Origin of the sequence: Acetobacter sp. DmW_043 (assembly GCF_002153485.1) — a bacterium.
Taxonomy (GTDB): Bacteria; Pseudomonadota; Alphaproteobacteria; order Acetobacterales; family Acetobacteraceae; genus Acetobacter; species Acetobacter thailandicus.
In genome coordinates this window covers 1-13,469 of the sequence record NZ_JOMN01000014.1, presented here as the reverse complement: position 1 = coordinate 13,469, position 13,469 = coordinate 1, and the positions used below count along the sequence as shown (strand labels likewise).

The 13,469-nt window shown below is 51.5% G+C and carries 10 protein-coding genes; 5 read left to right on the top strand and 5 right to left on the bottom strand.

The window, feature by feature from the left end:
• Positions 1–14: 14 nt before the first annotated feature.
• From HK11_RS05000 to HK11_RS04990, 3 genes are read right to left on the bottom strand one after another with little or no spacing between them, the layout of a single operon-like run.
• On the bottom strand, positions 15–1,577 hold the full coding sequence (locus HK11_RS05000) for an efflux transporter outer membrane subunit (RefSeq protein WP_086554318.1): 1,563 nt from the start codon (positions 1,575–1,577) through the stop codon (positions 15–17).
• Positions 1,564–2,640: an HlyD family secretion protein gene (locus HK11_RS04995; protein WP_086554253.1), complete on the bottom strand. Its 1,077-nt coding sequence runs from the start codon at positions 2,638–2,640 to the stop codon at positions 1,564–1,566. Before HK11_RS04995 ends, HK11_RS05000 begins: the two co-directional genes overlap by 14 nt.
• A gap of 18 nt (positions 2,641–2,658) precedes the next feature.
• Entirely contained in the window at positions 2,659–4,308 is a 1,650-nt protein-coding gene (locus HK11_RS04990; protein ID WP_086554252.1) for an MFS transporter, read from the bottom strand.
• 154 nt (positions 4,309–4,462) lie between these two features.
• Here HK11_RS04990 and HK11_RS04985 point away from each other — a divergent pair, with 154 nt between their 5' ends.
• Complete coding sequence (locus HK11_RS04985) at positions 4,463–5,380, top strand: LysR family transcriptional regulator (RefSeq protein ID WP_086554251.1); 918 nt, start codon at positions 4,463–4,465, stop codon at positions 5,378–5,380.
• A gap of 3 nt (positions 5,381–5,383) precedes the next feature.
• Here the strand turns inward: HK11_RS04985 and HK11_RS04980 are convergent, their stop codons facing one another.
• Entirely contained in the window at positions 5,384–6,262 is an 879-nt protein-coding gene (locus HK11_RS04980) for a glycosyltransferase family 2 protein (RefSeq protein WP_086554250.1), read from the bottom strand.
• 251 nt (positions 6,263–6,513) lie between these two features.
• Between HK11_RS04980 and htpG the strand changes: the two genes are divergently transcribed.
• Both htpG and HK11_RS04970 read left to right on the top strand, forming a co-directional pair.
• Positions 6,514–8,370 carry a molecular chaperone HtpG gene (htpG, locus tag HK11_RS04975; protein ID WP_086554317.1) on the top strand — a complete coding sequence of 619 codons (1,857 nt, stop codon included), beginning with the start codon at positions 6,514–6,516 and terminating at the stop codon, positions 8,368–8,370.
• A 180-nt stretch (positions 8,371–8,550) separates the two neighbouring features.
• Positions 8,551–9,786 carry an MFS transporter gene (locus HK11_RS04970; RefSeq protein ID WP_086554249.1) on the top strand — a complete coding sequence of 412 codons (1,236 nt, stop codon included), beginning with the start codon at positions 8,551–8,553 and terminating at the stop codon, positions 9,784–9,786.
• An 8-nt stretch (positions 9,787–9,794) separates the two neighbouring features.
• Here HK11_RS04970 and mazG read toward each other — a convergent pair whose 3' ends face one another.
• The gene (mazG, locus tag HK11_RS04965; RefSeq protein ID WP_233133322.1) at positions 9,795–10,667 is read right to left on the bottom strand and encodes a nucleoside triphosphate pyrophosphohydrolase; all 873 of its coding nucleotides are present in this window, start codon (positions 10,665–10,667) and stop codon (positions 9,795–9,797) included.
• Positions 10,668–10,892: 225 nt separating this feature from the next.
• Here mazG and argC point away from each other — a divergent pair, with 225 nt between their 5' ends.
• A complete protein-coding gene (gene argC, locus HK11_RS04955) occupies positions 10,893–11,804 on the top strand; it encodes an N-acetyl-gamma-glutamyl-phosphate reductase (RefSeq protein ID WP_086554246.1) in 912 nt (303 codons plus the stop codon).
• Between the two features lie 21 nt (positions 11,805–11,825).
• Entirely contained in the window at positions 11,826–12,557 is a 732-nt protein-coding gene (locus HK11_RS04950; protein ID WP_086554245.1) for an SDR family NAD(P)-dependent oxidoreductase, read from the top strand.
• Positions 12,558–13,469: the final 912 nt, after the last annotated feature.

Below are 13,469 nucleotides of genomic sequence, written 5' to 3'. Positions count from 1 at the left end.
ATGATCCTTTTTACCTAGCTGTGTGAAGACCGGGTGACAGGAAAAGCATTTTCCCATCCACCGCCAAGGGTACGGTAGAGCCGGGTGACTGAGCGTGAAATTTCGGTGGTGGCTTCAACAAAGCGGGCCTGTGAGGCCAGAAGCTGATTTTGCACCGTCAGCACAGACAGAAAGTCTGAAGAACCAGCTTTATACTGTGCCTGAGCTGTTTCAACGGCAATTTCGTTCTGGGCTACTGCTTCGCGTAGCCTGTCCCGTTCAGACTGCGCTGTGGCAAGGTCAGCCATGGCATTATCCACTTCTTCCCATGCTTTCAGCACGGTGCGGTGCAGCATAATAGCAGCTTCTCTTTGCTGTGCTTTACGTAGTCTGTACTGACCCAGCAGGCGTCCACCCTCAAAAATCGGGAAAGTTGCCGTTGGCCCAAACCCATACTGACGTGAAGCCCATGACCCCAGGCCGCTAAATTGCAGAGCCTGTATATCAAGGCTGCCTGACAGCGTGATGCGGGGGAAGAAGTCAGCGACGGCTACGCCAACGCTGGCGGTAGCAACATGCAGGCGTTCTTCTGCCATACGAATGTCAGGGCGTCTTTCTGCCAGCTGAGAGGGGAGGCCCACAGGCAGGTTTGCAGGAACAGGCGGAATTGGCCCGGCTTTGCCAAGGCGTTCGTTCAGAGTGCCTGGTTCGCGTGCGACCAGAAAGCTTAGTGCGTTGAGCAGATGCACCTGCAGGCGTTCAAGCGGAGCACGCCGGGCTTCAAATCCACGGAGCTGCCCGGTTGAATCCGCGACATCCAGCCTGGTTGCAGCACCCTGTGCAAACCGCATGTTCGTGAGTTTCACGCTGTTGCGGGCAATATTGATATTATGGTCAAGAATAGCCATCTGCGCTTGTACGCCGCGCAGGTCTATGTAATTTTGTGCCGTTTCCGCCATCAGTGAGACAATCACGTCACGCCGCATATCTTCGCTTGCGTGCAGGGCTGCTGTTGCTGCCTCGACCTGTCGGCGTACATGTCCCCACAGATCGACCTCCCACGAGGCATTCATACCATATTGCGGCAGATTGAATGAGGGATTACCAACGCTGCCGGGCAGTGCTGCGGGGCCAAAGCCCTGGGCTCCGCTGGCGATGTCACCAGGAGTGGATTGCTCCATTTTTCCCAGCAAACCAAGAATACCATTGCTACTGGCGCGCTCACGGGCATAAGACGCATTTGCACCGAGATGGGGCATTTGTGCCGCACTCGCAATTTTGCGTTCAGCTTCACTCTGCTGCAGTCGCAGAGACGCAACCTGCAGGTCAAGGTTAGCGCTGGCAACCTCCTGCTCCAGTGCTGTCAGGGTAGGGTCGTTAAACTCTTTCCACCATTGCGGGTCAGCAGATGCTGTGACGGGATGGCTGTTTTGCGGAGTAACACTCTGGTGCCATGCGTTCGTCGTTTTAATAGCTGTTTTGTGATAGTCAGGGCCAACTGTGCAGGCGCTTAAAGCTGCCAGACAGACAGAGGCCAGGGCATAACGCAGTGGCAGGCGCACACTGCGCTGTGCATGAGAAAAATCAGTGCCAGACATAGCGAGCATCACCGGCATGAGGACCTGAAGGGGTAGAAGCAGTATCAATGCTGACTTCGACTGACATACCTACGCGCACTTTGGAGGCGAGGGGCTGGCCATCGTCAAATGTCAGCTTTACCGGAATACGCTGCACAACTTTTGTAAAGTTGCCGGTGGCGTTGTCGGGCTGAATAGGCGCGAAGGCGACGCCGGTTGCCGGGGCAAGGGAGTCAACATGTGCTTTGAGCGGATGGCCAGGGAAGGTATCAACCCATATTGTTGCACTTTGCCCCGTTTGCACGTGAGTAAGCTGTGTTTCCTGAAAATCTGCCAGAACATAGGCTTTATCTGTGGGTACAATGGCAAGAATTGCAGTGCCCGGGTGCACATATGCCCCTACACGTACGCCACGCTCACCCACAATGCCTGAAACAGGAGCCGGGATGGTGCAGTAAGACAGATTCAGCTCAGCCTGATGCGCGTCTCCCTGCGCCTGAAGCAGCTCCCCCTCAGCCTGTGTGCGGCGTGCTTTTAAAACGTCAATCTGGCTGATAGCACTGGTCGTGGCAGCCTGGTCGCGCAGCAGGGTGGCTTCAGCTTCTTTTTCATGGGCTTCAGCAGCTTGTTTTTGCTCAGTTGTACCTGCACCACCTGATGAAAGGGTGCGGTACCGTGTCATATTCTGGCGTGTAAACAGCAAAGTCGCTTCATCAGCCTGAACGGCAGCTTTTGCCTGAGCGATGATAGAATCCTGCTGTGTCAGCTCAGCGTTAAGGTTATCAACAGAACCCTGAGCGGCTTTCAGGCGGCCCTGCGCTGCCTCAAGAGCTGCCCGGTAGTCATCATCTTCAATATGAGCGAGTTCCTGGCCAACTTTAACGGCTTCGTTGTCTTCAGCCAGAACGCGGTCAATACGCCCTGCGACTTTAGGGGCAACGGCCGTAAAATCGGCAGTGATGTAGGCATCATTTGTATACTGGTCAACGCCATTGCCCGTTACCAGGCGGGCACCGCCCCAGGCGGCGGCAGTGAGCACGATTGCCGCACCACCAGCATAAAGCAGAGGTTTTTTATAAAGCATGTGTCTGTTCCGCAAAAGTTAGTGTGCAGGGGCCGTCGCAGCAGGGGCGCTGGGCGGGTAAATGCGGCGCGGCAGGATGAGATTAAGCGCAGCAAAGAACAGGCAGACCCAGATAAGGACATAGTAAATATCTGCCAGTCCGAGCACGAGTGCCTGCTCGTGGATGAAGGTATGAAAAACCTCCAGTGTATTGTGGGTGACATGCCCTGCATCGGGCGATGTATTTGAAAGCTGCTGACCAATCGGGTTGCCCATACCCTGTAAAGCCAGGCCATTATTCCCGTGATGGTCGAGCAGCATGGCAGAGTGATATTGCTCGCGACGACGTGTCATGACTGAGAAAATGGCAAAAGCCACGGCATTAGCCAGCCCTTTAAGCATGTTCACCATACCCGAAATGTAAGGACCATCTGCCGGCCCCAGGGTTAGTGCTGCCAGCATCAGTGTAGCGATGACAGTCATAGGCTGACCAAAGACCTGCAGGATCTGGATAATGTAGAAATTGTCACGCACCCAGTCAGGTGTCAGCCAGGTACCCAGCCATGATGCTGCGGCTAAGCACAGCATGCCACCTGCCAGAATATAGCGGCAGTCTACTTTGCGACTGTTGCATATGGCGGCAATCAGAGGCAGCATAATCAGCTGTGGCAGAGCCACAACCAGAGAAATCGGGGCAGTCTGAATAGGTCTGTAGCCTCTTATTTCTTCAAGGTATGTCGCCGGTATTTCTGAGAGGAGACTACAAATAGCAAGGATACCGACCAGCGACAGCAGAGCAGACTGAATATTGCGGGATTTCCAGTACTGCACCTTAAAGAAAGGGCTGGGGTGATAGGCTTCGTTAATAACGAAAACAATAAAAGCGGCCATACCCCAGAATGTCAGGTTGATAATCAGCGGGGAACGAAACCAGTCAAGCCGATCACCCTGATACAACACTGTGACCAGCGCACAGATGGAAGGCAGGCCGGTTAACACACCAAGCCAGTTGAATTTTTCAAAGCGTTCCAGGTGCACCGGGTCACGGGGCAGGCCATAAGCCATCATTGCAACAGCGACGGCAGACATAGGAATAACCTCCCAGTACAGCCAGTGCCAGCCAACATGCTCAAACCAGAATGCCTCAAGAGGCAGACCAAGGTTGGGGCCAAATGTTGCGCTCATGGCATAGCCACCAATGCCGAATACTCTGATCTGAGGTGGCAGGTATTTGAGCATGACCGTCATGAGAATGGGGGGCAGACAACCTGATGCCAGCCCCTGAAAGGCACGCAGCACGCACAGCGAGGTGACATCAGGCATAAACGGGGCCGGGATGCCCAGTAAAGCGGCAATCGCCGTCATGAAAATGGCAAAACGATAAATAGAAAAAGTTGCATAAAACCATGGGGTGAAGGCCATAGAGGCAATATTAAAGGCTTCGTATATAGTGATAAACCATGTGCCCTCGTCGTGGCCTATGTGCATGGCTCCCCTGATATCTGCTAGGCCGATTTGTGTGACGTGTTCGTTAAACCCTACAATATGTACTGCCATCAGTACCCCCAGGCACCCGATAACAGTACGCAGCCCAAAAGGCGGGATGTAGGAGGGCACAGGAGGGGCCGCATGGATAACAGGCGCAGCAGCCTCAGGGGCAGGACTGATATGTGTTGTAGCTGCGTCCATAGTGATTTTCCGGCTTCCGGTGGTCTGAAGAGAGATGGTGGAATAATCACTGGAACTTAAATGAAGAAAACCCTCATTCTGATTATTTCAGGATTCCACTTTCCGGAATGATTATAAATTTCATTTTCGTTAGGTGTAATGATAAGGTGCCGGCATGCGAGGATATGATCTTGATTTGCTGCGCTTCCTTCAGGTTCTGATAGAAGAACAGAGTGTTTCTGTGGCAGCACAGCGTATGAACGTCAGCGAACCGGCTATGAGCCGTCACCTGGCTAAGTTGCGTGTTGTGTTTGGTGATCCCCTTCTGGTGCCCTGCGGACGACATCTGATTGCCTCCGCCTTTGCTCTGGGTATTTTAAACCGGGTGCAGGAGGTTGTAAGAGCTGCAGATACACTGGTTGAAACCCGTGTGCTTGATAACCTTCACCTTATGTCGCCTAAATTTGTTATTCGGGCGAATGATGTGGTGATTTCTGTCCTGGCGCTGCCTTTGCTTGAAGCCCTGCGGCGTGACTGCCCGAACTGCGAGCTGGTTTTTGCTCCTGAATTTGATGATGAGGCCGACCTTGCCTTGCGTAAGGATTCTGTAGATCTCTATATCGGAGCTACAGATATGCTCAAATCAGAGATAAGACGTCAGACACTTTTTCATAATATGATGAAGGCGCTTGTGCGTAAGGATCATCCCATTTTTAAAGAAGGAATTACACCTGAAAGCCTGACACATTATGATCATATCAGTGTGTCACGCAGAGGGCGTGCCCGCGGCCCGATAGATAAAATATTGCAGGAGCAATATGGCTTAATGCGACGCATTGTTCTTGTTGTGCCAAATTACAAAGCGATGGTTGATAGCATCCGTTATACTGATCTGATTGTAACATTACCCGATATGGTTATTAATCATGTCCCGGTAGCAGAAACGGGACTGGCGACTTTTGATTATCCTTTTGCGCTGCCCTATGTTGATGCGTTTCAGGCGTGGCACCCTCGACGGGATAATGACCCCGTGCATAGCTGGCTGAGAGAGACGGTATATAAAGTAGCAAAAAAGATAGATAATATCGGATAATTTTTATAGTGAATTTATAAATTCATGGGGAATGCGGTAAAGGCTGCTTTCCTGGCCGGACTGTATAATATTTCTGAGGTCAAGTTTATCCAGGTTTTTTTCAGATTTATTTTTTTGAAAAATATTGAAAAAATCAATAAGTTGCTCATCGCTGATGCGGTGAGAGTCTCCGTGCCTGAGTCGGATTGCCTGCTGGCTCCATTGCAGAGATCGTGTCAGAGATAACCTCTGCAATGTTCTTTTTTGATCAGCATATTTTAAATGTATCATCCAGAGACTGGTGTCGAGTGTCGCAGGCTGATCGCATGTGTGAAAACCTGGTTGCCAGGATAAAGGTACAGATGACAGTAAGGGCTTACATGACCACGGGCGTATGGCGCCATAAGGGCGCTGGTGCAGGACTGGCTGATGCCACCGGACAGGTGGCATATCCGCCTCCTGTTGTATAATATCAACACCAACGCACTGTACCGTTTTGTAAGGGCAGTTTTGTGCATAATCGCGCAAAGAGAGGTACTGTTGAGGCCGGGCAATCAGAAATTCGTCGCAGTCAGTGAACAGGACAAAGCGATAGTTTTGAAGAAGTTTTTGCTGAAAATTTTCAACGATTTTTGTGCGTTCAATTTCATCCAGTTCATCCCGTTTGAGTGTTATAACACTGCATCCGGGCAGAGGCGGTAAATGATCGCTTCCGTGGTCAAGAATATAGACGTGTCCTGCCCCGACCTGACGGATGTAATGTTGTGCCCACAGGGGCAGCATATCATGCTCATTATAAGCCATTGTAAAAACGGCCAGTGGAGGGTTGCCTGCGGCAGAAGGATTACGGCCCGTCGCCTTTCGAAACCATTTGTGCACCAGAGCTTTGAGATGTTGCAGCATGTTCGGGCCTTTAATGTCTGGGCTGATCTACTCTGTTTTTGCGTGCTACTCTTTGCCCTGGCTGGCCTCATATAAAGGCAGAGCAGGCTAAAAGAGAATAAAGTCAGAGAAACATGAAACAGGCATATTGAAAACTCTCTTTTCTCTCCTCATCTCTGCCTGTGATGCAGAAGGTGAAAGCTTCTGGCCTGCGGGCAGGGGCTTTTGTGCTTGTGATGCATACAGGACGCAAAACGCGGAGATCTATGATTATGACAGATGCAGCCAGCAGCGCAGCAGGAACCGAAACACGGGAATTTAGCGCAGAAGTAGGGCGCCTGCTCGACCTCGTTGTTCACTCACTTTATTCAGAGCGTGAGATTTTTCTGCGCGAACTGGTCGCTAACGCGGCTGATGCCACTGACCGGCGTCGCTTTGAAGCTCTGACAGATGGTGCTCTTTCCCTGCCAGACGGCGCAGGTATTCGCATTAACCCTGAGAAAGAGGCCCGCTCGCTGACTATCAGCGATGATGGCACCGGTATGACCCGCGACGAGCTGGTTGCCAACCTTGGCACTATTGCCCGTTCTGGCACACGCGCTTTTGGTGCCCAGTTGTCTAATGCAAAACCAGAAGATCGCCCAAGTCTGATTGGTCAGTTTGGTGTTGGCTTTTATGCAGCCTTTATGGTGGCAGATAAGGTTGATGTTGTGTCACGCCGTGCCGGCTCTGACGAGGCATGGCGCTGGACCTCAGAAGGTAAGGGCGCATATACGCTCTCTCCTGCTAGGCGAGATAAGCCCGGCACAGATATTACGCTCCATATTAAAGAGGATGCGGACGAGTTTCTTGATCCATGGCGGTTGCAGAGCATAATTAAAAAATGGTCTGATCACATTTCATGGCCTGTGACCATTATGCGTGAAGGGAAAGAAGAAGCAGCGAACGAAGGAACCGCGCTGTGGCTGAAGCCACGCAGCGAGATTACTGAGGAACAGCTGAACGACTTTTACCGCCATACAACGCATAATTTCGACACACCGTGGGACACCCTGCACTGGCGTGCTGAAGGTACAATTGAATTTTCAGCATTGTTGTTTGTGCCAGGCAGCCGCCCCTTTGAATTTGCAGAACAGACCCGCGAAAGCCGCGTGAAACTGCATGTGCGCCGTATGTTTATTACGGATGAAGCAGAGATTCTTCCGCCCTGGCTGCGCTTCGTGCAGGGTGTGGTTGACACAGAAGACCTGCCTCTCAATGTCTCACGTGAGATGCTGCAGGCAACACCTGTTCTGGTCCGTATTCGCAAAGCAGTCACAGGCAAAGTTATGTCTGAGCTGAAAACCCGCGCGAAGGACAGCGAGTCTTATGCCTCTTTCTGGGAGAACTTCGGTCCGGTTCTGAAAGAAGGCATGTGGGATGACCCGGTGCATCGTAATGAAGTTGCAGCACTGTGTCGTTTCCGTTCCAGTGCTGTTGAGGGGCTGACCTCGTTTGATGACTATATCAGTCGCATGAAGCCTGAGCAGGAAGCAATTTATTATCTGACAGGTGATAGTGCAGCCTCTCTTGAGACCTCACCTCAGATCGAGGGTTTCAAGGCGCGTGGTATTGAGGTTCTGCTGCTTTCTGATGCTGTAGATTCATTCTGGCCTGATCGTTTGTCCTCTTATGAAGGAAAAACGCTGCGTAATGTGGCGCAGGGGCAGAGTGACCTTGAGAAGTTTGGTGCACCAGCTGAGAGTGATGCTGAGAAAGCTGAAATGGAAGCCCTTATTCCGGCTCTCAAGGCATCTCTGGGTGAAGCGGTTTCAGATGTCAGAGCGACGAACCGTCTGGTTGACAGCGCGATGGTGCTGACAGCCCCTGAAGGAGGACCTGACCTGCAGCTGCAAAAACTGATGCAGCGCAGCAATCAGAGTATGCCCGGTGTGACGCCGATTCTTGAGCTGAATCCAACACATCCTGTAGTGCATCATCTGGCAGATATGGCTAAGGCGGGTCAGTCGGTTGATGAGCTGGCACTGATTTTGCTTGATGTTGCAAGCATCCAGAACGGTGAACCTCCTAAAGACGTGAATGCTTTTTCTCGTCGTCTGGTGGGTTATCTTGCTAAAAAAGCAGTCTAAGTTTTTTAATTGTCAGGAAAAATGTTGTAAAAATGCCCGGTCTGTTGTGGCCGGGCATTTTTCGTTACGTCTCAGACTCGAATGGTGACGAAAAAGATGATAGGCACACAGCCCTTCTTTGTGGCGGGCAGTAATATATTTTGAGCTGCCGCTTCTTTTTATGTCATCAGAGCTCTGTTTATGTCCTCAGAACCGATACCGCCCATCAGTAGTGCTATGCCTCCTGTTGAGGCCCCTCATGGCAGATTAGTGGCTATGCTGATTTTGACGGCAGGCACTTTTGTTGTCGGCACAGGTGAGTTTGCCATTATGGGCATGCTGCCGGAATTTGCCGAATCCCTCAGACTTTCTGCATCATCAGCCGGGTATGCAATCACGGCTTATGCAATAGGGGTTGTCATTGGTGCTCCGCTGATCACCATTCTTGGCGCGCGCCTGTCGCGCAGGGAACTGCTGCTTTTGCTGTTCTTGCTGTTTGCGTTTGGTAATATTCTGTGCGTGTCTCTTTCATCGCCTTCGGCTGTCATGGCTGCACGTTTTGTTACCGGTCTGCCTCATGGTGCTATTTTTGGTATTTCGGCTCTGGTTGCCGCTTCTATGGCAGAGCGTAAAAAGCGCGGTCAGGCCGTAGGGCAGGTATTGTCAGGTATTGCGATTTCAACGCTTATTGGGGCTCCGCTGGCAACATTTACGGCTAATCATGCCAGCTGGCGGGTTTCATATCTGGTAATAGGCCTGCTGGGTTTATGTATATTTGCCGGCGTGTGGTTTTGTATTCCTGCTGACTGGCCAAACCGGAAAAACTCTCCACTGCGTGAAATTGCCGTGATGCGTAATGTGCAGGTTATGCTGACCCTGCTGACAGCGGCGATCGGGTTTGGAGGCATGTTTGGTATTTACACCTATCTGACAACGGTTCTGGTTGAGGTGACACACGTGCCAGAGTGGGAAGTGATGGGCTTTATGGTCGCCTGGGGTGTTGCTATGCTGAGCGGCACAAATTTTGGGGCATGGCTGGCTGACCGCAGTATTAATTTTGCAGCTTTATTGTCTCTTTCCGGTAGTGCCGTGGCTATGGTGATGTTTCCGTTTGTGTTGCATAACCAGTTTGCTTTGCTGGTGGATATGCTGGCAATTGCGGTGTTTGTGAACGGGCTGGGACCTGCTTTGCAGACCCGTCTGATGGATTTTGCTGGAGATGCCCAGACACTGGCCGCATCGCTTAACCACTCCGCTTTTAACATCGCGAATGCACTTGGTGCCTCAATGGGCAGTTTCCTGCTGGCCAGGCACTTTGGTTATGGTGCGCTGGGGCAGGGAGGGGCGTTACTCTCTCTCGGTGGTATAGCAGTCTTTCTCTTTGCGCTGCTGCTGCTTAAAAGAAGCGGTCAGTCAGAGGTGCGCACAGATATATAATTTGTGTGTCAGCCCTGTTCTTTTTTTACGGCCTGCCAGTGCTCATCCAGTTCCTCAACCGGCCTGTCCTGCATAGACAGCCCCCGGGCTGAGAGCCTGGCTTCAACGGCTTCAAAACGACGTGTGAACTTATCGCAGGCCTGGCGCAGGCAGGCTTCAGGGTCGAGCTTCAGGCGGCGGGCCAGGCTGGCCAGAGAGAACAGCACATCTCCCAGTTCATCCTGCATACGATCTTTGTCACCGGCTGCCATTTCAACCGAAAATTCATCCATTTCTTCATGAACCTTGGCGACAACACCTCCGACATCCGGCCAGTCAAACCCGACGCGTGCGGCCCGCCCGGCAATTTTTGAGGCGCGCAGTAAAGCAGGCAGAGCCGGCGGCACACCTGCCAGCGCACCGGATGACACGCCCTGCTTCTGGCGTTCCAGCTCTTTGAGACTCTCCCATTGAGCAGGCAGGTCAGTGTCAGCTCTGTGTTTTGTATCGGTTTCCTCAAAAGCTTCCTTTCCCAGTACATCGCGACTGAAGGAAACATGAGGGTGGCGTCTGATCATTTTCTCAGTGACAGAGCGGGCTACTGTGGCCAGCGAGAACAGACCAGCTTCTTCTGCCAGGCGGGACTGATAGACCACCTGAAGCAAAAGGTCTCCCAGTTCATCAGCAAAGGCAGGCCAGTCCTGCCGTTCAACGGCATCGAGTACCTCATAGGCTTCTTCAATAGCATAGGGGGCAATGGTCAGGGGGGTTTGTTCCAGGTCCCATGGGCAGCCGCCCTGCGGGTCACGCAGTCGTGCCATTAACGCTGCCAGACGTGTTATTTCCTGTGCAGCAGTTTGCTCCGCTTCGCTGGCAGAGGCAGGTAAGTGTTCTGACGCCATAAAGAGTGCCTTTCCTCTCATGATACTTTGTGCAAGCTCCCGAGGGCTGTAGCCCTTTGCATTGTGCAGATGGCTCTTATTTCCGTTGCCCTCTTCATCTGTGGAGCGTCACACCCTATAATGCCAGGAAGATGCATGACGAATAGTCTGCCGACAAGACAACGATCCTGATGCTGAGCAGAGTATGAGGGTTTTTTTTCGACACACCTCACAGAGACATACGGCATGACGCAGAATCCGGTTATTTTTATTGATGGTGAAGCTGGCACAACAGGCCTTGAGATCAGACAGCGCCTTGTGGACCTGCCTGTGCAGCTGCACACGATAGACCCGGCACATCGTAAAGATCCGGCAGCCCGCAAGGAGGCGATGCTGGCGGCAGAGCTGGTTGTGTTGTGTCTGCCTGATGCAGCCTCACGCGAAGCTGCGGAGATGATGGCAGAGGAGGGTGCAGGTGCACCACGTCTGCTTGATGCCAGTTCTGCTTTTCGTACAGCGTCTGACTGGGTTTATGGTCTGCCTGAACTGACGCCAGGTCAGACACAAAAAATTGCCTCGGCACAGCGTGTCTCAAATCCCGGCTGTTACCCAACCGGAGCGATTGCTCTGCTGCGCCCGCTGATTGATGCTGGTGTGCTGGATGCTCATTATCCTGTCAGTATTAATGCTGTCAGCGGGTATTCAGGCGGTGGCCGGGCCATGATTGAGGCGCATGAGCAGGAGGGCGGCCCGGCTTTTGAACTGTATGGTCTGGGGCTTGAGCATAAGCATGTGCCAGAAATTCACCTTCATGCAGGGCTGAAGCGCCGCCCTGTGTTTGTACCGTCAGTTGGGCATTTTCCACGTGGCATGATTGTGTCAGTGCCGCTGCATCTTGATGACCTTAAAGGCCATGTGACAACTGAAGATCTGCACTCAGCTCTGATGGCTCATTATGCCGGACAGGATAAAATTAAGGTTTTGCCGGCTGAGGGCTCTTTGTCGGCTTCCGCACTGGCGGGCAATGACGGCATGGAGCTGCGTGTGCATGGCAGCACGCATAGCCGGCAGGCTGTGCTGACGGCACGTCTGGATAATCTTGGTAAAGGTGCATCGGGTGCTGCTTTGCAGAATATTGCTTTGATGCTTGGCCTGTAATCGTTTCGAAGGAGAGTGAAAATGACAACACGCGTAGCCCTGGTGACTGGTGGTAGTCGTGGTATTGGCGCAGCCATTGTCGGGCAGCTGGCCAGAGATGGGTATGATGTCGCTTTTTCATATGCCCGCAATGAAAAAGCTGCGCTGGAGACAGTTGAACAGCTGAAATCTACGGGCCGTAAAATTGTTCCTGTCCAGGCTGATGGTGGCTCAGTAGCCGGCAATAAGCACGTTATTGCTGAGACAGTGAAAATCTTTGGTCGTCTTGATGTGCTGGTGTGTAATGCCGGTATTTATCCTTATGGTCCGATTGATGAAATGAGCGTTGAGCAGATTGAGCAGGTGCTTAACCTGAATGTGCGCAGTGTGATGGTTGAAACATCAGAAGCTGTGAAGCACATGACAAAAGGCAGTCGCCTTATTTACATTGGCTCTGCTTTTGGTGCGCGTGCGCCTTTCCCTGGTGTTTCACTTTATGCGGCGACAAAAGCTGCGCTGCGCGGTTTTGCACAGGGTGTTGCCCGTGACCTCGGGCCACGCGGTATTACAGTCAATGTGGTTGAGCCGGGCCCGATTGACACAGATCTGAACCCGGCTACAGGTGAGTCTGCCAGGCTGATTGGCAGTTTTACAGCAACTGGCAGCTATGGCACGGTGCAGGACATTGCTGACATGGTGTCTTACCTGGCCAGCCCTAAAGCCGGTTATATTACGGGTGCAGCCCTGCCAGTGGATGGTGGTTTAGAAGCCTGAGCATATTTGTCAGGGGTGGTCACGCGCCGCCCCTGTTTATTGAGTGTGGTATGTGCTGAGTTTTTGCTTCATTAAGTTTAAAAATATAAAAACACACCCCTGTGTGTAGCTTTATAATGATCAAAGTGGTAATGATGTATATGCGCCCATAATATACGTTTCGCGGGTCATAGAAGAATAACCAGATGAGATTTAATAGCCCGCCTTCTGATATTCTTTATAATTACTTCGTAATCTGATGTGAGAAAATATTAATTTTCAAGTCCCGATAAAAAAGGCTCTATTCCTGGTTTTTGTTTGCAGGCTGTAAAGTCGGTTTGATACTAAGAAACTGAATACGTGATAGCCTCGACAATAACATGGCACTAGCCATTCAGGTTTTGGATTTATCCTTATAGTAGTTACTATGATCTACTACTCAAGGTTCTATAAATGCCCGGCCTTAATCTCTGTGTAAAGACGCGCAATTTTAAAGCAGAAGGGTTCTTTCTTATTAAGTCTTAAGAGTTGAGGAGGCCGCGGAGCGGGGAAGTATCGGGCTGAAAGAGGGCTCGTGCTGTTGTGTTGGACGAATGCCTCAAGACGATGGATATGTTTGCTGAGAGAGGATGATATTTTCGCGGATGGAATAAAGAAATTACGAACGGCAGACAACACGGCAGACAACACTGAGATACAAAACTGAAAGTCGCCGGGAAGGCGGAATCTCTGCATGACCCGGTTCTTGTTTTTGCAAAGGCAGAACCAAACATGGCGTCATCAGTCAGTCATTTCATATGATACCAAATAGCCATGAATGAATTTAGGTTAGTATTGGTAATAAATTTTTGGGGAATGTCTTAAAAATACCCAGTTTTCTGCGACAGGAATGGTGGGCGCAGCAGGGATTGAACCTACGACCCCTACCATGTC

Excerpts from the sequence above, each read along its gene's own strand:
- HK11_RS05000 (WP_086554318.1), bottom strand. The coding sequence starts at position 1,577 with ATGTCTGGCACTGATTTTTCTCATGCACAGCGCAGTGTGCGCCTGCCA.
- HK11_RS04995 (WP_086554253.1), bottom strand. The coding sequence starts at position 2,640 with ATGCTTTATAAAAAACCTCTGCTTTATGCTGGTGGTGCGGCAATCGTG.
- HK11_RS04990 (WP_086554252.1), bottom strand. The coding sequence starts at position 4,308 with ATGGACGCAGCTACAACACATATCAGTCCTGCCCCTGAGGCTGCTGCG.
- HK11_RS04985 (WP_086554251.1), top strand. The coding sequence starts at position 4,463 with ATGCGAGGATATGATCTTGATTTGCTGCGCTTCCTTCAGGTTCTGATA.
- HK11_RS04980 (WP_086554250.1), bottom strand. The coding sequence starts at position 6,262 with ATGCTGCAACATCTCAAAGCTCTGGTGCACAAATGGTTTCGAAAGGCG.
- htpG (WP_086554317.1), top strand. The coding sequence starts at position 6,514 with ATGACAGATGCAGCCAGCAGCGCAGCAGGAACCGAAACACGGGAATTT.
- HK11_RS04970 (WP_086554249.1), top strand. The coding sequence starts at position 8,551 with ATGTCCTCAGAACCGATACCGCCCATCAGTAGTGCTATGCCTCCTGTT.
- mazG (WP_233133322.1), bottom strand. The coding sequence starts at position 10,667 with ATGGCGTCAGAACACTTACCTGCCTCTGCCAGCGAAGCGGAGCAAACT.
- argC (WP_086554246.1), top strand. The coding sequence starts at position 10,893 with ATGACGCAGAATCCGGTTATTTTTATTGATGGTGAAGCTGGCACAACA.
- HK11_RS04950 (WP_086554245.1), top strand. The coding sequence starts at position 11,826 with ATGACAACACGCGTAGCCCTGGTGACTGGTGGTAGTCGTGGTATTGGC.